We start from the raw sequence: 20,295 nt of genomic DNA, 5'->3' as shown, positions 1-20,295 counted from the left end.
GGCCGGGGCGCTCACGCCGGGCGCCTGCCGGTGACTACTTGCTGACCGCGAAGCGCATCAGGGCCTGCTCGTCGCCCTGCTTGATCTTCCCCGTCTCGTTGATCACCTCGAGCTTCCAGCTGCCACCGGCCCGCATGGCCTTGGCCACGGCACAGCCGTTGTCGTTGCTGAGCAGGCTCGGCCAGATGTCGGCGACCTGCTGGGTGGTGCCGCCCGTCGCGTCGTACACCTTGAAGCTGATGTTGCGCGCGCTCTGGAAGGAGCTGTGCTTCTTGTACGCGGCGGCGATGAAGACGATGGACGTGATGTTGGGCGGCACCCGGGCGAAGTCGACGGTCACGGTCTCGTCGTCGCCGTCACCGTGCCCGGTCTGGTTGTCGCCGCTGTGCACGAGCGCGCCGTTGGCCAGCGGGTCGAGGGAATCCAGGCCTGCCAGCCGCACGGGCTCCGCTCCCTGCATCGCGATGGCGATCAGGTCGAGGTCGGTGCCCTTCTTCTGACGGAGCTTCCCCATCAGTCCGCCACTCGCACCGACCGTGGGGTCCCAGGACACCCCGATGGACAGGTGGGTCACCCCGTCCAGATCCGCCGGGCCGTCTTCCTTCTTCAACGTGATCATGCGTGATCCTCTTCGTGGCGAGATTCCTACAGGTCGAGTGTGCCTGGTGTCCTCCGGATGCATCCCATCAGGGGCAAAATTTCGACCAAGTGTTGGACGGCTCAGGAGGAATTGTCCTGCGTCGGCATGATGTCGTCGGGCGCGGCTCCGTGATAAGGGTCATCGGTCTCCACGACGCCGCGTGCGCACAGCCGCTCGATGTCGGCGGCGCTACGGCCCAGACCGGCGAGGATCCGCCCGGTGTGCCGGCCCGCCGCCGGCACCGGATCCATCCTCGGGGCGACCCCGCCCAGGTCCACCGGCGGCAGGAGTGCCTGTACGGGGCCGGGGGCACCGGGCACGGAGACCTCACGCCAGCGGTCGCGCTCGATGAGCGCGGGGTGGTCGAGGAACTCCGCGACGGAGTTCACGCCGGCGTTGGCGATCGCCGCCCGGTCCAGGAGCTCCCCCGCCTCCTCGCTGCCGAGGTCCGTGAACCGTGCGGCGACGATCGCGTTGAGCTCCTCGCGGTGGGCGACCCGGTCAGGGCCGGTGCGGAACCGGGGGTCGTCGACGAGCCCGGGCAGACCGAGGACGGTGACGCACAGGGCGTCCCACTCCCGCTCGTTCTGGATGGAGAGCATCACGTCCTTGCCGTCGGCGGCGGTGAACGGCCCGTAGGGCGCGATCGTGGCGTGCTGTGCGCCGATCCGCGGCGGCTGGGCACCGCCGTAGCGCGTGTAGTAGGCGGGCTGGCTCATCCACTCGGCGAGCGCGTCGAAGAGGGAGACCTCGACGGCCGGGGCGCGGCCGGTGGTGGCCCGGGTGAAGAGGGCGGACAGGATGCCGCTGTACGCGTACATGCCGCCGGCGATGTCCGCCACGGAGATGCCCGAGCGCGCGGGTTCGTCGGGCGAGCCGGTGATGGACAGCAGTCCGGTCTGGCACTGCACCAGGAGGTCGTACGCCTTGCGCCCCGACCACGAACCACTCGTGCCGTAGCCGCTGACCGTGCAGGTGATGAGGGAGGGGTGCCGGGCCTGGAGGGCGGCGGCGCCGAGGCCCATCCGGTCGGCCGCACCGGGGGCGAGGTTCTGTACGAACACATCTGCTGTGGCGATGAGTTCATCGAGGATCTCGCGCCCCTCGGGCGCCTTGAGGTCCAGGATCAGGGACTCCTTGGAGCGGTTGAGCCAGACGAAGTAGCTGGCCTGACCGTGCACGGTGGTGTCGTAGCGGCGGGCGAAGTCACCGCCGCCGGGGCGCTCGACCTTGATGACGCGCGCGCCGAGGTCGGCCAGCTGACGGGTGGCGAAGGGCGCCGCGACGGCCTGTTCCAGGCTGACGACGGTGATGCCCGCGAGCGGAAGCGGATGCGGTTCGGTCATGCGCACATGATCCCGGGGCGGTGGCCGCCCCGGGGGTGCGGCCCGGCCGGCTCAGGCGGTCGGCCCCGGCGCGACCAGCGGTGTCCCGAGGAGCTGGTGCCCGCCGCTGGCGAGCATGCGCACCTCTCCGCGCTCGCTGATCTCCGCGCGGACGATCCCGGTCTCGTCCTCGTAGACCGGGTATCCGCCCGCCCCGGACCGGGAGGTCCGCCGGACGGTCACCGTGTCGTCCTCCACGGCGGACGACTGGAACACGAGCTGATAGGTCTCCGGGTAATCCATGACGGCCCCTCCACGACGGCCTTCGGCGGGCTCTGCGGACCGGGCCTCCGACGGGCTTCGCCTCGCGCGGCACCCATCCGTCCGGCCTGCACCTTCCATGGTCTCGCACACCGGCCGTCCCCGCCCGTGCACGACCGCACGGTGCGAGCCCCGGCCCCGGCTGCCTATCCTGAAGGGGTATGGGAAGTTCAAGGCAATCGGGCCGATACCGCCCATTGCTCCCGCGTCGTACGGCAGGCATGGCCCGGGATCCCCGACACCGGGAAGGGAAACGTCATGGACGGTGCCGACCGGGGCGACGATGTGTACCAGCCCCAGCAACCGGAGGCCTCCGACCCCGTCGAGCAGCTGGACGCGGCGGACACCCTCGACAACCGGCAGCTCACCGACGTCCTGGACGAGGGCTACTCGCCTCCCGAGCGGCCATGGGCCGTGGAGGACCGGGGCACCACCGGGTCCGAGCAGCTCAGCGGGGAGACGCTGGAGGGCCGGCTGGCCCGGGAGCTGCCCGAGACCGCCGGTCCGCCCGGGGACGACGACGGCGACCTGTCCGACGGGGACGGCGAGCCACGGGACGCGGAGGTCGGGGACGTGCGCGCGGGACGGCTCACCCGCGAGCTGGACCTGAACGAGCCGGACAGCATGGCCGGCGAGGACGTCGGGATCGACGGGGCGGCGGCGTCCGCCGAGGAGGCGGCCATGCACGTCATTCCGGACGCGCAGCCGTAGGCCACGCCCACCGCCCTTACCCCGGAGGTAATCGACGCTCCGCGCCCCGTCCGACATCGTGTTCCTCACCAGCACAGCGCTCCCGGCCCAGCGGCCGGAGCCGAGGGAGAGGACCGCACGATGACCGCATACGACGAGGCCGTCCAGCGCTACTTCGCCGCCTGGAACGCCGCCACCGCCGAGGAACTGGAGAAGGCCGTCGCGGCGGCGTTCACCGAGGACGCCACGTACACCGATCCGCTGGCCGACGTGCGGGGGCACGAGGCCCTGGCCGCCGCCATCAGCGGCGCCCAGAAGCAGTTCCCCGGGTTCTCCTTCCGGCCGGCCGGGGCGGTGGACGGGCACCACTCCCTCGCCCGCTTCAGCTGGGAACTGGTCGCCGCGGCCGACGGCTCGGCGCCCGTCGCCGGTTCGGACGTGATCACTCTGGCCGACGACGGGCGGATCAGCTCGGTCAGCGGCTTCCTGGACCGCGTGCCGGTGTCCTGAGCTACCCGACCGGGCGCGAACGGCGGCGCAGCGCCGGGTCGGTGAGCTCCGCCGGGTGGTAACCGGCGTCACGGGACGAGAGGTTGGTTCCCGGCGGGACGATCTTGTCGATCCGGTCGAGGACGTCCTGGCTCAGCCGCACCCGGTCCGCGCCGAGCTGACTCGTCAGCTGTTCCAGCGTCCGCGGGCCGATGATCGCGGAGGTGACCGCCGGGTGCTCCAGCACGAAGGCCAGGGCCAGCTGGACGAGGGTCAGCCCGGCCTCCTCGGCCAGCTGGGCGAGCGCTTCGGCTGCGTCGAGCTTGGCGGTGTTCTCGGACGACGCGATGTCGAACCGCTCGGCCTGCCGCTCGGCGCGGCTCGATGCGGGCTGGTCGGCGCCCTTGCGGTAGCGGCCGGAGAGCCAGCCGCCGGCCAGCGGGCTCCAGGAGAGGACCGCGAGTCCGTACCGCCGGGCCGTGGGCAGTACCTCGCGCTCGATGCCGCGGGCGAGGATCGAGTACGGCGGCTGCTCGGCGACGACGCGTTCACGGCCGCGGCGTTCCGCGATCCACTGACCCTCCACGATGGCGGACGGTTCGAAGGTCGACGTACCGATGTAGCGGATCTTCCCCTGGTGGACCAGGTCGGAGAGCGCGCCGAGCGTCTCGTCGAAGTCGGTGCCCGGCTCCGGGCGGTGCACCTGGTAGAGGTCGATCCAGTCGGTGCCGAGCCGGCGCAGGCTGTTCTCCACCTCCCGGATGATCCAACGGCGGGAGTTGCCCTGCTGGTTGGGGTCGGCTCCGAGACTGCCGTGGAACTTGGTGGCGAGCACGACGTTGTCACGGCGCCCACCCGCCAGGGCCTTGCCGACGATGGTCTCCGACTCACCGGCGGAGTAGACGTCGGCGGTGTCGACGAAGTTGATGCCGGAGTCCAGGGCGTGGTGGATGATCCGGATGCTGTCGTCGTGGTCCGGGTTGCCCCGGGCTCCGAACATCATGGTGCCCAGACACAGCGGGCTGACCTTGACGCCCGTGCGGCCGAAATCGCGGTACTCCGTCATCCTGCGTTCTCCTTGACCAGTTCATTTGCGTGTCGGTGGTCGACCGGCGCTGCGTGGCCGGTCTCCCGGAAGGCGTCCCACAGCCGCCGGTACGGACCGTGGGCGGCGAGCAGTTCGGTGTGGGTGCCGGTCTCGACGACGGTTCCCGCGTCGAGCACCACCACCCGGTCGGCGCGGACCGCCGTGGTGAGCCGGTGAGCGACGACGACGGTGGTACGGCGACGGGCCAGCACCTCCGTCGCCGCGGCCACCCTGCGTTCGGTGGCCAGGTCCAGCGAGGCGGTCGCCTCGTCGAGCAGCAGGACGTCCGGGTCGACGAGTTCGGCCCGGGCCAGGGCGAGGAGCTGGCGCTGCCCGGCGGAGAGGTTGCGGCCCCGCTCCCCCACCGGCTGGAGGTAGCCGAGCCTCAGTCCGGCGATCATCTCGTGCGCCCCGACCGCGCGGGCCGCCAGTTCCACCTCGGTGTCGGTGGCGTCGGGGCGTCCGTAGGCGATGGCGTCGCGGACCGTGCCGCTGAACAGATGGGCCTCCTGGGGGACGACGCCCAGCCGGCGGCGGAAGCCGGGCAGGTCGAGGTCGCGCAGATCGTGCCCGTCCACCCGCACCGCCCCGGCGGACGGGTCGTAGAAGCGGGCGAGGAGCTTCACGACGGTGGACTTCCCCGCCCCGGTCGCCCCGACCAGCGCGACGGTCTCGCCCGGCGCGATGCGCAGGGAGACGCCGTGCAGGACCTCCTGGCCACCGCCGCCCGCGTACCCGAAGGAGACCGAGTCGAACTCGACCTCGCCTCGAAGCGCGGGCACCGGCCGGGCGTTCTTCGCGGGCGGGGTGCCCGTGGGGGTGCGCATCAGGCCGCGGAGCCGGCCGAGGCCGATGACGGCCTGCTGGTAGCCGTCGAAGACCTGGGAGAGCTGCTGGATCGGTGAGAAGAACAGCTCGACGTAGAGGAGGAACGCGATGAGCGTCCCAGCGCTCAGCTCGCCCGATCGGACCTGTCCGGCACCGACCATGAGCACGGCGGCCGAGGAGAGCGTGCCGAGGAACTCGACGAACGGGAAGAACGTACCCATGTAGCGCTGGGCGCGCAGCCGGGAGTCCCGGAAGGAACGGGCGAGTTCGGCGAAGTCGGCGGCGTTGCGGCCTTCGCGGCGGAAGGCCTGGGTGACCAGGATCGCGGTGACGTTCTCCTGGAGGCAGGCGTTGACGGCGCTGATCCGTTCCCGGGCCTCACGGTAGGCGGGGACGGAGTAGTGGCGGAAGACCGCGGTGGCCAGGATCAGCAGCGGCAGTACGGCGAGCAGCACGAGGGCCAGTTGCGCGTCGATCACCAGCAGGGTGACCAGGACCCCGACGACCGTCAGCAGACTGACCACGGCGGTGATCAGACCGGTCTGGAGGAAGTTCGACAGCGCGTCGACGTCGGTGGTCATCCGGGTCATGATCCGGCCGCCGAGTTCGCGCTCGTAGTAGTCGAGGCCGAGCCGCTGGAGCTGGGCGAACGTCTTCACGCGCAGGGTGTAGAGGAGGCGTTCGCCGGTACGTCCGGTGGTGCGCACCTGGGCCACCCCGATCAGCCAGTTCGCGGCGACCACCAGGCCCGCGGCCGCTGCCGCGGCGAGCAGGACCGGCCCGGCCTGATGGGCCACCCCCCGGTCGACTCCGTGGCGGACGAGGACCGGCACAGCGATCTGGGCGCCGGCGTCGAGCGCGACGAGCAGCAGTCCGAGGAGGAGTGGCAGCCGGAAGGGCCGCAGCAGGGCGCGGAGGCCGAAGTCCGCCTCGGCGGCGACGGCCTGGTCGGTGGGCACCCGGGGATCGGCGGCGGGCAGGGGCATTCCGGCCAGTCCGGCGATGAGTTCGGGGCTCGGCGGCGCCGAGCCGAGCACCCCGCCGCCGGGGCCGGCGCGTCCCGGGCCCGAGGTGGCCGCGGCCTCGGCGAGCGCCTGGGCGGCCCGCACCGCGGTCCCCTCCGGCTGTTCGTCGTCGCTCCCTTCCGGGCGCAGCCAGAGGTGCGGGGTGGGGCATCCGGAAGCTGTGCCCGGATCCGGAGCCGTGGTGGCGTCGAGGCTGTCGTCCGTCGAGAGGAGTTCACGGAACAGGGCGGATCCGGCCAGGAGTTCCTCCGGTGTCCCGGTGTCCGTGATGCGGCCGCCGTCGAGGATCGCGACCCGGTCGGCGAGGTCCAGCGTCGATCTTCGGTGCGCGACGATCAGCGTGGTGCGGCGCCGGTCGTCCTGGCGCAGCCGGTGGTGGATCTCCGCCTCCACCCGGGCGTCGATGGCCGAGGTCGCGTCGTCCAGGACGAGGACGGCCGGGTCGCCGATCAGGGCGCGGGCCAGGGCCATGCGCTGGCGCTGGCCGCCGGAGAGGGTGAGTCCCTGTTCGCCGACGACGGTGTCGTACCCGCGGGGAAGCCGTTCGATGAACTCGTCGGCGCACGCGATCCGGGCCGCCGCGCGAATCTGTGCGTCGGTGGCGTCCGGCACCCCGTAGGCGATGTTGGCGCGCACGGTGTCGGAGAGCAGCAGGCTCTCCTCGAAGACGTAGCCGATCCGGGAGCGGAGAGAGGTGAGTTCGAGATCGCGGACCTCGTGGCCGCCCACCCGTACCGACCCGGACGGTACGTCGTAGAAGCGCGGCAGCAGGGCTGCCGCAGTGGACTTGCCGGAGCCGGCCGGGCCGATCAGAGCGAGGGTCTCGCCGGGGCGGATGTCCAGGGTGAAGCCGTCCAGGAGCGGAGCGCCGTCGCCGTACCCGAAGGTGACGTCGTGCCAGCCGATGGCCGGGGGTTCGTCCGGCAATTGCCGGGCGTGGGGGGCGTCGGTGATGAGCGGTGCCTCGTCGACCACCTCCAGCACCCGTTCCGTACCGGCCCTCGCCTGCTGCCAGACGGTGAGCAGGGTCGCCACCTGGCGGACGGGGGTGACGAAGGAGCCCAGGTAGGTGGTGAACGCGAGGAAGGTGCCGAGCGAGATCCGGCCGTGCAGGGCCATCCAGCCGCCGAGGGCGAGGACGGCGACCTGGCCGAGTGCGGGGACCGCCTGGAGCGCCGGGTTGTAGCGGCTGGTGAAGCGGACGACGCGCAGCCGGGAGGCGAAGAGGTGGCGGGCGCGCTGTTCGAGTCCGGCCAGCTCCCGCTGCTCCTGGCCGAAGCCCTTGACCACGCGGACGCCGGTCACGGTCGCCTCGACGGTGGAGGCGACTTCCGCGGCCTCCTGCTGGGCGTGCCAGTTGGCGGGGAAGAGGTCGCGGCGGCTGCGCAGGGCGATGAGCCAGAGCAGCGGGCCGACGACCACGGCGACGACGGTCAGCAGCGGGGACAGGACCGTCATGAAGACCAGCGAGAACAGGAACATCAGCGCGTTGCCGGTGAGGTTGGGCAGGAACTGCAGCAGGGTCTGGATGAGGGTGATGTCGGAGATGGACCGGCTGACCACCTGACCGGTGCGCAGATCGTCCTGCTGGGCGCCGCCGAGCCGGAGCAGCGCGGCGAACGCGTCGTTGCGCAGGTCGTACTGCACCCCGAGGGAGAGCCGGCCCGAGCGGTAGCGGCGGGTGAAGCTCGCACCGAAGCGGACGGCTCCGAGCGCGGCGAGCAGGATCGTCCAGGGGGCGAGCGAGGCGGTGGTGCCGGCCGCCACCCCGTCCACCACGTGCCGCAGCACGAGCGGCAGGGTGGCGGTGGCGACGGCGGCGACCACTGCGGCACCGAAGGCGAGGAGCAGGTCCGTGCGGTGCCGCAGGCAGTAGCCCAGCAGCCGCCGCGCCCAGCCGGGCGGCGGCTGCCGGGGCGTACCGGTTTCCGGGTCCGGACAGTCCGTCACCGGGCTTCCGCCAGACCGATGCCGAAGTGGCCCTCGCTGCGGTCGACGGTCTCGAAGAGCCGGTTGGCGGGCCGCGGCAGTCCGTAGTGTCCGCGCAGGGTGCTCGCGGTGTACTCGGTACGGAAGAGGCCGCGTTCCTGGAGGATCGGGACGACCCGGTCGACGAAGACCTCCAGGCCGGAGGGGAGGACGGCGGGCATGATGTTGAAGCCGTCGGCGGCCCCGCTGTCGTACCACTGCTCGATGGTGTCGGCGACCTGCTCGGCGGTGCCGGCGAAGGTGCGGTGACCGCGGCCGCCACCGAGCCTGCCAATCAACTGACGCACAGTCAATTTGTCTCGCCTGGCCAGTTCCACGATGAGGGTGTAGCGGCTCTTGGCGCCCTCGATCTCGTCCTCGGTGGGGATGTCCTCGGGGAGTTCCGCGTCCAGGTCCAGGTCGTCCGGGGCGATCCTCAGCGTCCGGGCGAGCTGCCGCTTGGCGTACTCGGGGACGATGAGGTTCTCCAGCTCGGCGTCGAGCGCCAGTGCCTCTGCCTCGGTGTCGCCGATGACGGGCACGATGCCGGGCAGGATCTTGATGCCGTCGGGGTTGCGGCCGATGGCCTCGGCGCGCTGCTTGACGTCCTTGTAGAAGGCGATGCCTTCCTCCAGGGTCTGCTGGGCGGTGAACACCGCCTCCGCGTACCGGGCCGCGAAGTCCTTGCCGTCCTCGCTGGACCCGGCCTGTACGAGCAACGGATACCCCTGAGGCGGCCGTTGTACGTTGAGCGGGCCGTCGACGCGGAAGAACTCCCCGCTGTGCTCGATCTTCCGTACCCGTTCGGCCAGGGCGTGGACGCCTCGCTCCTTGTCGGCGATCACGGCGTCGTCGGCCCAGCTGTCCCAGAGCTTGGTGGAGACCTCGACGAACTCGCCGGCCCGCCGGTAGCGGTCGTGGTGCAGCGGGGTGTCGTCCAGACCGAAGTTGCGGGCCGCGTCGGCGCCCGCGGTGGTGACGATGTTCCAGCCGGCCCGGCCGCCGGAGACATGGTCCAGCGAGGCGAACCGGCGGGCCAGGTTGTACGGCTCGTTGTAGCTCGTCGAAGCGGTGGCGATGAGCCCGATGTGGCGGGTGGCGCCGGCCAGCGCGGTGAGCAGGACGGTGGGCTCCAGCTTGGCGGCGGGCCGCCGGCCGGGATCGCCCATCAGGACGGGGCTGTCGGCGAGGAACAGCGAGTCCAGCCTGCCGCGTTCGGCGATCCGGGCGAGGTTCTTGTAGTGCTCGATGTCCGAGTTGGCCTCGGCCGGGCTCTCGGGAAGCCGCCAGGACGCCTCGTGATGACCGGTGGACATGAGGAACGCGTTGAGGTGCAACTGCTTGCGGTCAGGCGTGCGGGACATGGGATTCCTTCTCTTCGGAAAGGGTCTGGGGCTGCGCGACACCGAGGGCGGTGAGCAGCGTGTCGCGGTACTCCTGGAACCGGGGGTCGCGGCGGGAGCGCGGGGTGGGCAGGTCGACCGTGAGGTCGATGGAGATCCGGCCGTCCTCCAGGACCAGCACCCGGTCGGCGAGTTCGACGGCCTCGTCGACGTCGTGCGTGACCAGCAGCACCGCGGGGCGGTGGCGTTCGTAGAGTTCGCGCAGCAGTCCGTGCATCTTGATCCGGGTCAGCGCGTCCAGCGCGCCGAACGGCTCGTCGGCCAGGAGGAGTTCGGGTTCGCGGACCAGGGCGCGGGCCAGTGCGGCGCGCTGTTGCTCTCCGCCGGACAGCTCGTGCGGCCAGGACCGGTCACGGCCCTCCAGGCCGACCTCGGCCAGGGCGGTGAGGCCACGTTCGCGCGCCTTGGGTCCGCGCAGCCCGAGGGTGACGTTGTCGATCACCCGGAGCCAGGGCAGCAGCCGGGAGTCCTGGAACGAGAGCGAGACCCGGTCGGGGACGGTGAGTTCGCCGGAGCCCTCGACGGTGTGGTCGAGGCGGGCGACGGCCCGCAGCAGGGTGGACTTGCCGGAGCCGCTGCGGCCGAGCAGTGCGGTGAACTCGCCCGGCGCGACGGTGAGATCGAGCTCCTTGAGGACGTCGCGGTCGCCGAACCGGCGGACCAGCCTCCTGGTGCGGATGGCGGGACGTTCCTCGACCGCCGTCGTACCGGTCCCGTGGGCGGGGTTCAGCCCGCCAGAGTGCGTCGCCATGACAGGACCTTCCTCTCGACGGCGCGTACCGCCGCGTCCGATGCGAAGCCGAAGATCCCGTAGGCCACCAGGCCCACGATGATCACGTCGGACTGGGCGTACTGCTGGGCCTGGAACATCATGTAACCGATGCCGCTGGTGGCGTTGATCTGCTCGACGACGATCAGTCCGAGCCAGGAAGCGGTGACTCCGAGGCGCAGTCCGACGAAGAAGCCGGGCAGTGAACCGGGCACGACGACCTTGCGGATGAACTGTGCGCGGCTCAGGTCGAGCCCCTCGGCGAGCTCGACGTACCTGCTGTCGATTCCGGTCAGTGAGGCGTACGTGTTGATGTACATGTTCACCGCGACGCCGAGCGCGATGACGGTCACCTTCATCTGTTCGCCGATCCCGAGCCAGAGGATCAGCAGCGGGAGCATGGCGAGGGAGGGGATGGCGCGCTTGATCTGGAGCGGCCCGTCCAGCAGGTACTCACCGGTGCGGCTGAGTCCGGCGGCGACTGCCAGGAGGACTCCGGCGGTCACCCCGAAGAACAGGCCCAGTCCGGCACGCTGGAGCGAGATGAGGACGTTGTCCTGGAGCCGGCCGCTGGAGATGAGGTCGGACGCGGTGGAGAGGACCGTGCCGGGACCGGACAGGATCCGCGGGTCGAGGTAGCCGATGGCCGAGGCGAACCACCACAGGGCGATGACCAGCACCGGGCCGATCAGCCGCCCGAAGGGAATGGCTCGGCCCCGGCGCCCCGGGTGCCCGCCCGCCGGCCGGGTCCGCCCCGGCCTTCCTCAGTGGCCCGTCCGCCGTACTCACGCGGGCTGCGGTGGCGGTGTTCGTCAGCAGTTCGGTCATGACGTCTCCCGGTACTGGGCGGCCACGGCCTTGGCCGCGATCCCCTCGAAGCGGCGGTCGAACAGCTCGGCGGCGTCCTGCTTCGGTACGAAGCCGCCGTCGGCCAGCAGGTCAGCGGTCTCCTGCTCCCACGCGATCGCCTTGTCCCAGCTGACCGGGAACTGCGGTTTGTGGAGCGAGGCGACGATGCGCCTGCCGTCCTCCCGGGAGACTCCCTGGTCCTTGACGTAGTACGTGTCGATCCACTTCTCGGTGTTCTCCCAGGCCCAGGTCTGGCCGCGGGCCCACAGCGGGATGAAGCTGCGGACGGCGGCCACCTTGGCCCGGTCGTTCAGCACCTCGTTGGGCGCCCAGAGGACCGAGAGCAGGTCCACGACGGCCGTCTTCACCCCCCGTGCCCCGTCCTTCTCGTACTGGGTGAGGTACTTGGTGAAGGTCGGTTCGCCCAGCGGAGCCACGTCGACCTGCTTGGACTGCAGGGCGGTGAGGAACTGGGTGCTGGGCAGGGCGACCAGTTCGACGTCTTCGTTGGCGATGCCCGCCTGCTTCAGCGCACGCAGGACGACGACGCCCTGTGCCTGCCCCTGGGAGAAGCCGATCTTCTTGCCGCGGAAGTCGGCCACGGACCTGATGTCCGAGCCGGGCGCGGTCGCGAAGACGTACGAGGGATGGTTCCGCACCTGCACGGCGACGATCTTCGCCTCGACGCCGATGGCGTGGGCCTGGATCGGCGGAATCCCGGCGTTGACCGCGAGATCGATGGAATGGGCCCGGAATCCCTGAATGATATCGGGGCCCGCGGCCAGGTTGGGCCACTGCGAAACGGTGAAGGGAAGGTCCTTCTGCAATCCGGCGGGACCCAGCTGGAGTTGTGTGGAACGGACGGCTATGGAGAGTTTCGTCCCCGGCGGCGGCGCCCCCGAGGGGAGTTTCCCTGCGGGCTCTGCGCTTGCCGCCGTTTTTACCTGGGGTGAGCAGGCGGCGAGAGTTCCGATGACCGCTCCGCCGGCCAGGGCGAGAAATGACCTGCGGCCGACGGTCCCGTATGTGTCGTGGCGTTCCATGGTGAATTCCTGATCCGTAGTTTCGGAATGGGCGGGCTGTCAGAGGGAGTGGTAGGCGCCGTCGTGGAAGAGCAGCGGGCTGCGTCCCTCGTCGAGCCGGGCGTCCACCACCCGGGCGATGACGATGCGGTGGTCGCCGGCCGGGACGATCTGCTCGGTCTCCAGCCGCAGCCAGCCGGCCACCCCGTCGAGCACCGGCTCCCCCTCCGGCAGCCGGCGCCAGCGGGTGGGGGCGGCGAACCGGTCGATGCCGCTGGTGGCGAAGGTGGTGGCCAGGGACTGCTGTTCGGCGCCGAGGAAGTTCACGACGGCGGTGCCGGCCCGTTCGATGTGCGGCCAGGACGAGGTGCCGGTCCCGATGCCGAAGGAGACGAGCGGCGGGTCGAGCGAGAGGGAGCTGAGCGAGGTCGCGGTGAAGCCGATCGGGCCGTGGCCCGCGTCGGCCGTGACGACGACGACTCCGGCGGGATAGCGGCGGAACGCCTGCTTGAACCGGTCCGGGGCGATGCCCTTCGCGGCGGACGCCAGATATGAGTGCGCGGTGATGGTCAACGTCTCTCCCATGATGGAAAGCGGGAAAAGTGGCAGGGGAATGCGGCAGGGTACGCACCTGCGCGGGGCGAGGCGCGCGACGGCGCGGAACTCTCACCCGAATTCAGCGGACGGTTATCGGGGACCCGGACAGGGGCGACAACACCGACACCATGTGCACACGCGGGACGGCACGACGGAGCGGAAGGCGCGCGTCGTCGAGGACACGTCTCCTGAATTCCGCTGTCGGCTGGTCATGAATCCATCATCCCGTTCCGATTCAGGCCCGGTCAACAATGCAACTGCCTGAATTAAGTCGGATACGGGACGCCGGGGTTGAGAGGACGTCAGGAGACTGCGGGCAGCGCCGGCCAGGGGCCGAGCGGGTCCACGTACAGCGCACCGAGCGCCACCGCGCCACCGGCTGTGGCCAGCACGGAGCCGGTGAAGCTCGTCGGCACCACGGCCCGCTCGGGGTCCTCACAGACCCACGAGCGCTCCGCCACCTCCGCCCGCAGATCCGCCAGACACTCCGGAATACGGCCCGCCCCGGGCTCGACCACGACGAGCACCTCCGGGTCGAACATGTCCAGCAGCAGGGCCGCCGCCCGGCCGACCAGCCGCGCCCTCCGGCGGAACAACGCCACCGCCCGCGCGTCACCGGCCAGCGCCTGGTCCAGCAGTTCCGGGAACGAGCCGACGAACAGCCCCTGCGCCGCAGCACGCCGCACCATGGCCCGCTCCGACACCTCCGACTGGAGGCACCCGGACCGCCCGCAGGAGCAGGGTTCCGCGCCGCCCGTCCCGCCGGCGCCGAGCGGCAGGTGCGCCACGCTGCCGGCCCCCGAGCGCGGGCCCCGGTGCATGGCCCCCTCGGTGGCGAAGGCCGCGTCCACGACGGCGCCGACGAAGAGCAGGACGGTGCTGCTGCGGGTCGACTCCTCGCCGAACAGCTGCTCCGCCCGGGCCAGCGCCCGGGAGTGGCTGTCCACGTGGACCGGCAGCCCGGTAGCGGCGGCGAGGATGTCGCGGGCGGGCACATCGCGCCAGCCGAGCTGGGGGTGTTCCACGATCACGCCGGTCACGGGGTCGACCCGGTGCCCGGTGGCCAGACCCAGGGCGAGCACGGTGCGTCCGCCGGCGTGCGCGGCCACCAACCGGGGCAGCCGGGCTGCGAGTCCGTTGAGTATGCGGCGGGGTTCGGTGGTGCGGTGCGGCTGCCGTTCCTCGGCGACGATCCGGCCCCGCAGGTCCATCAGGGAGACGGTGGAGTGGGCGACGGCGATGTGTGCGCCGGCCACCAGGAAGCGGCCGGTGTCGATCTCGACGGGGATGTGCGGCCTGCCGAGCCCCTTGGGTCCTGCGGTCTCCGCACTCTCCCGGACCAGTCCGCGGGCGAGCAGCTGGCCGACGTGCCCGCTCACGGAGGCGGGCGAGAGGCCGGTGAGGCGGGCGACGGTGGAGCGGGCGACCGGCCCGTGGTCGAGGATCGCCCCGAGCACGGATCCGGTACCCGGGACGCGGCGGGCAGGTCCGGCGGAGGGTATGTCGGAGCGTCGCAGCGGGGTGGGGCGGTCCTCGTGACGACGGCGGACGGGCGCAGACAGACTCTTCACAGTGTCTTCCAGGTCCTCGATGGCAGCGGGTGACGCGGTGCACGCTCCGGTACGGAGCTCGGGCAGACCGTCCGCGGCGCGGGGCCGGAGGGTGCTGCCTCTTCCGTGGAGAGGGACCGTGCGAGGGACCGGGGCGGGCGTGGGCCCCTCGGCGCGGGCGTGGTGCTCTCAGGCGCGGTGACACACGGCGGAGCACACACGCTTCAGGTCGATATGACCTCGCGTCGTCAGGTGTGCGGATCGCTGCATGCCGCGCAACGTAGCCGGACCGGCTCAACCCGGTCAAACCCTCGCCGCATCCTGGACACCTGTGCTCAGGGCGGGCGTTGCCCCGGAGTTACGGGTCATGACGGGAGTACGGCAGGCGTGTGAACAGCGGGTCCGGAAGCGGGCAGGGCGGCGGCACCGGAAGGGCCCGGCGGCGCACACCCGGCGGGGCCGCGGAACTATTTCTGGAATTAACCTCTGATGCCTTGTCATCGCCGGTTCTACGCGCATAGCTTGTGCTCCCTCACCACACTCTGAGGGGCAGTTTCCGTGCGCATATCCAGATCCCGTTCCGTCCTGCTGGGCGGCGCGGTCGCCGTGACCCTCTCGGCGACCGCGCTGCCCGCCGCCTTCGCGGCACCGTCCTCGACCGCCGTGATCTCCGAGGTGTACGGCGGTGGCGGGAACTCGGGTGCGACGCTGACCCGCGACTTCGTCGAGCTGGCCAACTCCGGCTCCGCCGCGTACGACCTGTCCGGGTTCAGCGTCCAGTACCTTCCCGGGGCTCCGTCCGCGGGCTCGCTGTGGCAGGTCTCCGCGCTGACGGGTTCCGTCGCGCCCGGCGGCCGCTACCTGGTCGCCCAGGCCGCGGGCACCGGTGGCACCGTCGCCCTGCCCGCGCCGGACGCCACCGGTACGGTCGCCATGTCCGCCGCGAGCGGAAGCATCGCGCTGGTCTCCGGCACCACGCCGCTGACCTGCAAGACCGCGGCCGACTGCGCCGCCGACACCCGCATCGTCGACCTGGTGGGCTACGGCTCCGCGGTCGTCCGGGAAGGCAGCGGCCCGGCCACCGGCGCCTCCGCCACCGCCTCCGTGGCGCGCGCGGCCTCCCTCGCCGACACCGACGACAACGCCACGGACCTGTCCGCCGCACCCCCCACCCCGGTCAACGCGGCCGGCGAGACGTCCGGCGGCGGCACGGACCCGGGCGACCCGGGCAACCCGACCGAGCCCGGCACCGTGCGCGTCCACGACATCCAGGGCACCACCCGGGTCTCCCCGCTGGACGGGAAGGCGGTGACCGGGGTACCCGGCATCGTCACGGCGGTGCGCACCACGGGTTCGAAGGGCTTCTGGATCCAGGACACCGCCCCGGACGCGGACCCGCGCACCGGCGAGGGCGTCTTCGTGTACACGGGCTCCACCGCCCCGGCGGTCGCGGTGGGCGACTCCGTACTGGTCAGCGGCACGGTCGACGAGTACTACCCGTCGGCCACCACGCAGTCCATCACCGAGATCACCGCCCCCAGGACCACGGTCCTCTCCTCCGGCAACGCGCTTCCGGCGCCGGTGGTGCTCGACGCCGCCGCGGTGCCCGCCGCATACGTCCCCTCGGCGGGCGGTGCCTCGATCGACGCGCTGCCCCTGGAGCCGTCGGTGTACGCCCTCGACCTCTACGAGTCCCTCGAAGGCACCCGCGTGCAGATCGCCGACACCCGGGTCACGGGTGCCACGACCGCGTACGACGAGATCTGGGTGACCGTCGAGCCGAAGCAGAACCCGACCCGGCGCGGCGGCACCCTGTACTCCTCGTACACCGACCAGAACACCGGCCGGATCAAGGTGATGTCGCTCGACACCACGCGTCCCTTCCCCGTCGGCAACGTCGGCGACGTGCTGTCGGGCACCACCACCGGTGTGATCGACTACGCCTCGTTCGGCGGCTACAACCTCCAGGCGACCGAGCTCGGCACGCTGAAGGACAACGGTCTGCGGCGCGAGATCACGCGGAGGCAGAAGGGCGGCGAACTCGCCGTCGCCACGTACAACGTGGAGAACCTGGACGCGCTGGACGAGCAGGCCAAGTTCGACACGCTCGCCGAGGGCATCGCGGTGAACCTCTCCTCCCCCGACATCGTCTCGCTGGAGGAGATCCAGGACGACAACGGCGCGGTCAGCGACGGCACGGTCGGCTCCGAGGCGACGCTGAAGCGGTTCACCGACGCGATCGTCGCCGCGGGCGGACCCCGGTACGCCTGGCGCTATGTCGCCCCGCAGGACGGCCAGGACGGCGGCGAGCCCGGCGGCAACATCCGCAACGTCTTCCTCTTCAACCCGCACCGGGTCTCCTTCGTGGACCGCGCGGGCGGCGACGCGACGACCGCCGTGGCGGCGGTACCGACGCGCAAGGGCGTGACCCTGTCGGTGTCGCCCGGCCGCATCGCCCCGGCGAGCGCGGCGTGGGACGACAGCCGCAAGCCCCTGGTCGGCGAGTTCCGCTTCCACGGGAAGCCGGTGTTCGTCATCGGCAACCACTTCACCTCCAAGGGCGGCGACCAGCCGCTGCACGGCCGCTACCAGGAGCCGTCGCGCAGCTCCGAGACCAAGCGGGTCCAGCAGGCCGCGGAGGTCAACACCTTCGTGAAGTCCCTGCTGGCGGCGGACAAGTCGGCGCGGGTCGTGACGCTCGGCGACCTCAACGACTTCGCGTTCTCACCCACGATGTCCGCGCTGACCGCGGGCAAGGCCCTCAAGCCGCTGATCACCACGCTGCCGGCGAACGAGCAGTACAGCTATGTGTACGAGGGCAACTCGCAGACGCTGGACCACATCCTGACGAGCCCCGGCATCCGGCGGTTCGACTACGACGTGGTGCACATCAACGCGGAGTTCGCCGACCAGGCCAGCGACCACGACCCGCAGATCGTACGGATCAAGGTCGACGGCCGCCGCTGATCCCGCCGGCCGGGCGGCGCGCTCCTTCGCGAAGGCGCCTCAGCTGCCCGGCCTCGGCATGACCGGACCTGCCGCGCCCGTCCGCGGGCGCGGCAGCGAGGCGAGCGGCCGAAGTGCGGGCGCTGCCTCCAGGGGGCGGTCGGTGAAGAAGCGCGCGATGAGGTCCGCCACGTCGTCGGGCCTCTCCAGCACGACCCAGTGGTCCGAGTCGCCGATCGTCAGGAAGCGACTGCCCTCGATCGTCTCCGCGAAGGCGCGCTGCCGTTCGGGGGAGGTCACGGTGTCGTGCTCACCCGCGAAGACGAGCGCGGGCACCCCGCTCAACCCGCCGGAGAAGTCCGGACGGTGACCCAGCGCCCGGCGCAACGACTGGGCGGCGTGCGGGGAATGGGTGAGCGCGTGCACGAACGACCGCCGGACGTAGCGCCGCGCGAGCTCCCTGCGGTGCACCCGGCGCCGCGGGTCCAGGCACATCAGCGCCTCGGCGGTGATGGTGGCGAGCCCCTCCACGTCGCCGATCCCCAGCCGCTCGACGGCGCCGCCCCACTGGGTCCGCTGGGCCTCGCTGATGTGCGCCGGTACGCCGCCGAGGACGAGCCGGGCGATCCGCCCGGGGTTCCGCCGGGCGTAGCCGAACGCGATCGCCGTGCCGTAGGAGAACCCGAAGAGGTTGACCCGGGCCGCGCCCAGGTCGTCGATGATGCCCGCGACGGCGTCGTACAGGACGTCGTCGCCGGCGCCGGGCGGCAGCGGGTCGGCGCCGCCCATGCCGGGCAGATCGGCGGTGACGACCGGGGCGTGCGGGCCGAGGTGCTCGTCCATCTGCGGCCAGCCGTACATCCCCTGGAGCGCCCCGCCGAGGACGACGACCGGATCGGTGCGGGGCGAGGGCTGCGCCAGGACGCGGTAGCTGTAGCGCAGCCCGTGCACCGACAGGTTCCGGATGATCTCGTCGGGCGTGGTCATCGGTCCTTCGGGCCTTTCGTTCGGATCAGGCCGGATCGGGGAGCGGGTTCCGGTGCCGTGCGGCGCATGGCGGCGGAGGGAGTCGTGGCGGAGCCTCGGCGCCCGGTGACAACGCCGCGAGGTGCGGCGGGCGGCCCCGCGGGCCCTGCCCGGTCCGGACGCGTGGCCCGAGGTCGCCCGCGGGGCGGTCAGGCCCGGGTGAGGACGAGTGCGGCGTTGTGCCCGCCGAAGCCGAGCGAGGTCTTGACCGCGGCGTCGAAAGCGCCCGCCCTGGCCTCCTTGCTCACCACCTCGATGGGGATCTCCGGGTCGGGGGCGTCGAGGTTGACCGTGGGCGGCACGAGCTGGTGCTGGAGGGCCAGCACGGTCAGCGCGGTCTCGATGCCGCCGGCGGCGCCGAGGGTGTGGCCGGTCATCGCCTTGGTCGACGTGACGAGGGGGTGCTCGCCGAGGACCCGGTGCAGCATCGTGGCCTCGATCAGGTCGTTCGCCACGGTCGAGGTGCCGTGGGCGTTGACGTGGCCGATGTCGGCGCCGGTCAGTCCGGCGTCGGCGAGTGCGGTGCGCAGGGCCCGTTCGATGCCGCGCCCGTCGGGGTCCGGGGCGACGGCGGAGTACGCGTCGCTGGAGGCTCCGTAGCCTGCGATGTGGGCGCGGACGGCGGCGCCGCGGGCGGCGGCGTGTTCGGGGCGTTCCAGGACGAGGAGGCCTGCGCCCTCGCCGACGACGAAGCCGTCGCGGTGGGTGTCGAAGGGCCGGCAGGCGGCCTCGGGGTCGTCGCGCCGGGTGGAGACGGCCTTCAGCCGGCAGGCGCTGGCGATCAGCAGCCGGGAGCAGACGGATTCGGCGCCGCCCGCGACGACGATGTCGCAGGCGCCGGTGCGCAGCATCTGGTGGGCGGTGCCGATGGCGACGGTGCCGGAGGAGCAGGCGGTGGAGACGGCCTGGCTCGGGCCGTGGGCGCCGAGGTCGGTGGCGACGCTGCTGGCGGCGCCGTTGACGACGGTGAGCGGGGCCAGTTTCGGCGAGACCCGGCGGGCGCCGCGCTCGGTGAGGGCGGTGTGCTGCTCGTCGTAGAAGGGCAGTCCGCCATGGGCTGAGCCGATGACGACGGCGACGCGGCCGCTGTCCCAGGCCGATGGGTCGAGTCCGGCGTCGGCGACGGCCTCGCGGGCGGCGATCACGGCGAGCTGCGAGAAGCGGTCCATGAGCCGCTGGACGGCGACGCCGAGCAGGGCCTTCGTGTCGAGACCCGTGATGGTGTACATGAAGTCGCAGGGCAGGTCGTGGAGTTCGGGCCGGTGCAGAACCGAGGGCGCGTCGGCGGCCCCGGACACACCGCGCCAGGCCGCGGCGGTGCCGACGCCGGCCGCGGTGACCAGGCCGATGCCGGTGACGGCGGCGGCGAACGGCTCGGGCCGGTAGCGGGCGGTCATGCCGCGGCCTTGCCGTGCACGGCGTCGACGAGTTGGCCGACGGTGTCGCGCGAGGTCAGCTGGACGTCGTCGAGGTCGATGCCCATCCGGTCCTCGATGAGGAGCCGCAGTTCCTCCAGGGCCAGGGAATCCAGCCTGAGCTGACGGAGCGACGCCTCGGGCCGGATCGCCACCGGGTCGGTTCCGAAGTTCGCCACCAGCAAGGTGCTGATCTCGTCTGCCGTACTCATGGGGGCACTCCTCCGCTGTCGTACGCGGTGACGCCTTGCCGCGTGGGGTGTGCGTGCCATCGGGGGACGCCGGCTGGTCCGGAGGAACCTTTTATACGCCCTGCCGGCGACGGGTCCGGTCCGCGTTCCCCCG

Annotated in this window: 16 protein-coding genes and 1 pseudogene; 3 read left to right on the top strand and 14 right to left on the bottom strand. The window is 71.8% G+C overall.

The window, feature by feature from the left end:
* Positions 1–34: 34 nt before the first annotated feature.
* The 3 genes from JGS39_RS02480 to JGS39_RS02470 all read right to left on the bottom strand — a co-directional run bounded on the left by JGS39_RS02480 (position 35) and on the right by JGS39_RS02470 (position 2,268).
* Positions 35–619 carry a TerD family protein gene (locus JGS39_RS02480; protein ID WP_219566999.1) on the bottom strand — a complete coding sequence of 195 codons (585 nt, stop codon included), beginning with the start codon at positions 617–619 and terminating at the stop codon, positions 35–37.
* A 101-nt stretch (positions 620–720) separates the two neighbouring features.
* The gene (locus tag JGS39_RS02475) at positions 721–1,986 is read right to left on the bottom strand and encodes a CaiB/BaiF CoA transferase family protein (RefSeq protein ID WP_219566998.1); all 1,266 of its coding nucleotides are present in this window, start codon (positions 1,984–1,986) and stop codon (positions 721–723) included.
* A 51-nt stretch (positions 1,987–2,037) separates the two neighbouring features.
* The gene (locus JGS39_RS02470; RefSeq protein WP_219566997.1) at positions 2,038–2,268 is read right to left on the bottom strand and encodes a DUF6296 family protein; all 231 of its coding nucleotides are present in this window, start codon (positions 2,266–2,268) and stop codon (positions 2,038–2,040) included.
* A 276-nt stretch (positions 2,269–2,544) separates the two neighbouring features.
* On the opposite strand from JGS39_RS02470, the gene JGS39_RS02465 reads away from it, so the two are divergent.
* Both JGS39_RS02465 and JGS39_RS02460 read left to right on the top strand, forming a co-directional pair.
* On the top strand, positions 2,545–2,997 hold the full coding sequence (locus tag JGS39_RS02465) for a DUF5709 domain-containing protein (RefSeq protein WP_219566996.1): 453 nt from the start codon (positions 2,545–2,547) through the stop codon (positions 2,995–2,997).
* Between the two features lie 120 nt (positions 2,998–3,117).
* Positions 3,118–3,486: a nuclear transport factor 2 family protein gene (locus JGS39_RS02460; RefSeq protein ID WP_219566995.1), complete on the top strand. Its 369-nt coding sequence runs from the start codon at positions 3,118–3,120 to the stop codon at positions 3,484–3,486.
* Position 3,487: 1 nt separating this feature from the next.
* Here JGS39_RS02460 and JGS39_RS02455 read toward each other — a convergent pair whose 3' ends face one another.
* From JGS39_RS02455 to JGS39_RS02420, 8 genes and pseudogenes are all read right to left on the bottom strand, one after another.
* Positions 3,488–4,531: an aldo/keto reductase gene (locus JGS39_RS02455; RefSeq protein ID WP_219566994.1), complete on the bottom strand. Its 1,044-nt coding sequence runs from the start codon at positions 4,529–4,531 to the stop codon at positions 3,488–3,490.
* The gene (locus JGS39_RS02450) at positions 4,528–8,355 is read right to left on the bottom strand and encodes an ABC transporter ATP-binding protein (protein WP_219566993.1); all 3,828 of its coding nucleotides are present in this window, start codon (positions 8,353–8,355) and stop codon (positions 4,528–4,530) included. The genes JGS39_RS02455 and JGS39_RS02450 overlap by 4 nt, the downstream gene beginning before the upstream one ends.
* Positions 8,352–9,737: an LLM class flavin-dependent oxidoreductase gene (locus tag JGS39_RS02445; protein ID WP_219566992.1), complete on the bottom strand. Its 1,386-nt coding sequence runs from the start codon at positions 9,735–9,737 to the stop codon at positions 8,352–8,354. Before JGS39_RS02445 ends, JGS39_RS02450 begins: the two co-directional genes overlap by 4 nt.
* Entirely contained in the window at positions 9,721–10,527 is an 807-nt protein-coding gene (locus JGS39_RS02440; RefSeq protein ID WP_219566991.1) for an ABC transporter ATP-binding protein, read from the bottom strand. The genes JGS39_RS02445 and JGS39_RS02440 overlap by 17 nt, the downstream gene beginning before the upstream one ends.
* Positions 10,503–11,373 (bottom strand): annotated as a pseudogene (locus JGS39_RS02435) (ABC transporter permease). Before JGS39_RS02435 ends, JGS39_RS02440 begins: the two are co-directional and overlap by 25 nt.
* Entirely contained in the window at positions 11,370–12,437 is a 1,068-nt protein-coding gene (locus tag JGS39_RS02430) for an ABC transporter substrate-binding protein (RefSeq protein WP_219566990.1), read from the bottom strand. Before JGS39_RS02430 ends, JGS39_RS02435 begins: the two are co-directional and overlap by 4 nt.
* 39 nt (positions 12,438–12,476) lie before the next feature.
* Entirely contained in the window at positions 12,477–13,001 is a 525-nt protein-coding gene (locus tag JGS39_RS02425) for a flavin reductase family protein (RefSeq protein ID WP_219566989.1), read from the bottom strand.
* Positions 13,002–13,315: 314 nt separating this feature from the next.
* Entirely contained in the window at positions 13,316–14,584 is a 1,269-nt protein-coding gene (locus JGS39_RS02420; protein WP_219566988.1) for an ROK family transcriptional regulator, read from the bottom strand.
* A 537-nt stretch (positions 14,585–15,121) separates the two neighbouring features.
* Here JGS39_RS02420 and JGS39_RS02415 point away from each other — a divergent pair.
* A complete protein-coding gene (locus JGS39_RS02415) occupies positions 15,122–17,530 on the top strand; it encodes a DUF8508 domain-containing protein (RefSeq protein ID WP_219566987.1) in 2,409 nt (802 codons plus the stop codon).
* A 39-nt stretch (positions 17,531–17,569) separates the two neighbouring features.
* Here JGS39_RS02415 and JGS39_RS02410 read toward each other — a convergent pair whose 3' ends face one another.
* The 3 genes from JGS39_RS02410 to JGS39_RS02400 form a co-directional block, all read right to left on the bottom strand.
* Positions 17,570–18,496, bottom strand: coding sequence for an alpha/beta fold hydrolase (locus tag JGS39_RS02410; protein ID WP_219566986.1), 927 nt, complete (start codon positions 18,494–18,496; stop codon positions 17,570–17,572).
* 188 nt (positions 18,497–18,684) lie between these two features.
* Positions 18,685–19,932, bottom strand: coding sequence for a beta-ketoacyl-[acyl-carrier-protein] synthase family protein (locus tag JGS39_RS02405; RefSeq protein WP_219566985.1), 1,248 nt, complete (start codon positions 19,930–19,932; stop codon positions 18,685–18,687).
* Positions 19,929–20,162 (bottom strand): acyl carrier protein, encoded by a 234-nt coding sequence (locus tag JGS39_RS02400; RefSeq protein WP_219566984.1) that lies wholly within the window; start codon positions 20,160–20,162, stop codon positions 19,929–19,931. The genes JGS39_RS02405 and JGS39_RS02400 overlap by 4 nt, the downstream gene beginning before the upstream one ends.
* Positions 20,163–20,295: the final 133 nt, after the last annotated feature.

This window comes from Streptomyces poriferorum, from assembly GCF_019399235.1.
Taxonomy (GTDB): Bacteria; Actinomycetota; Actinomycetes; order Streptomycetales; family Streptomycetaceae; genus Streptomyces; species Streptomyces poriferorum.
The sequence above is the reverse complement of the archived record's forward strand: the minus strand, read 5'-3'. Positions and strand labels throughout refer to the sequence as shown.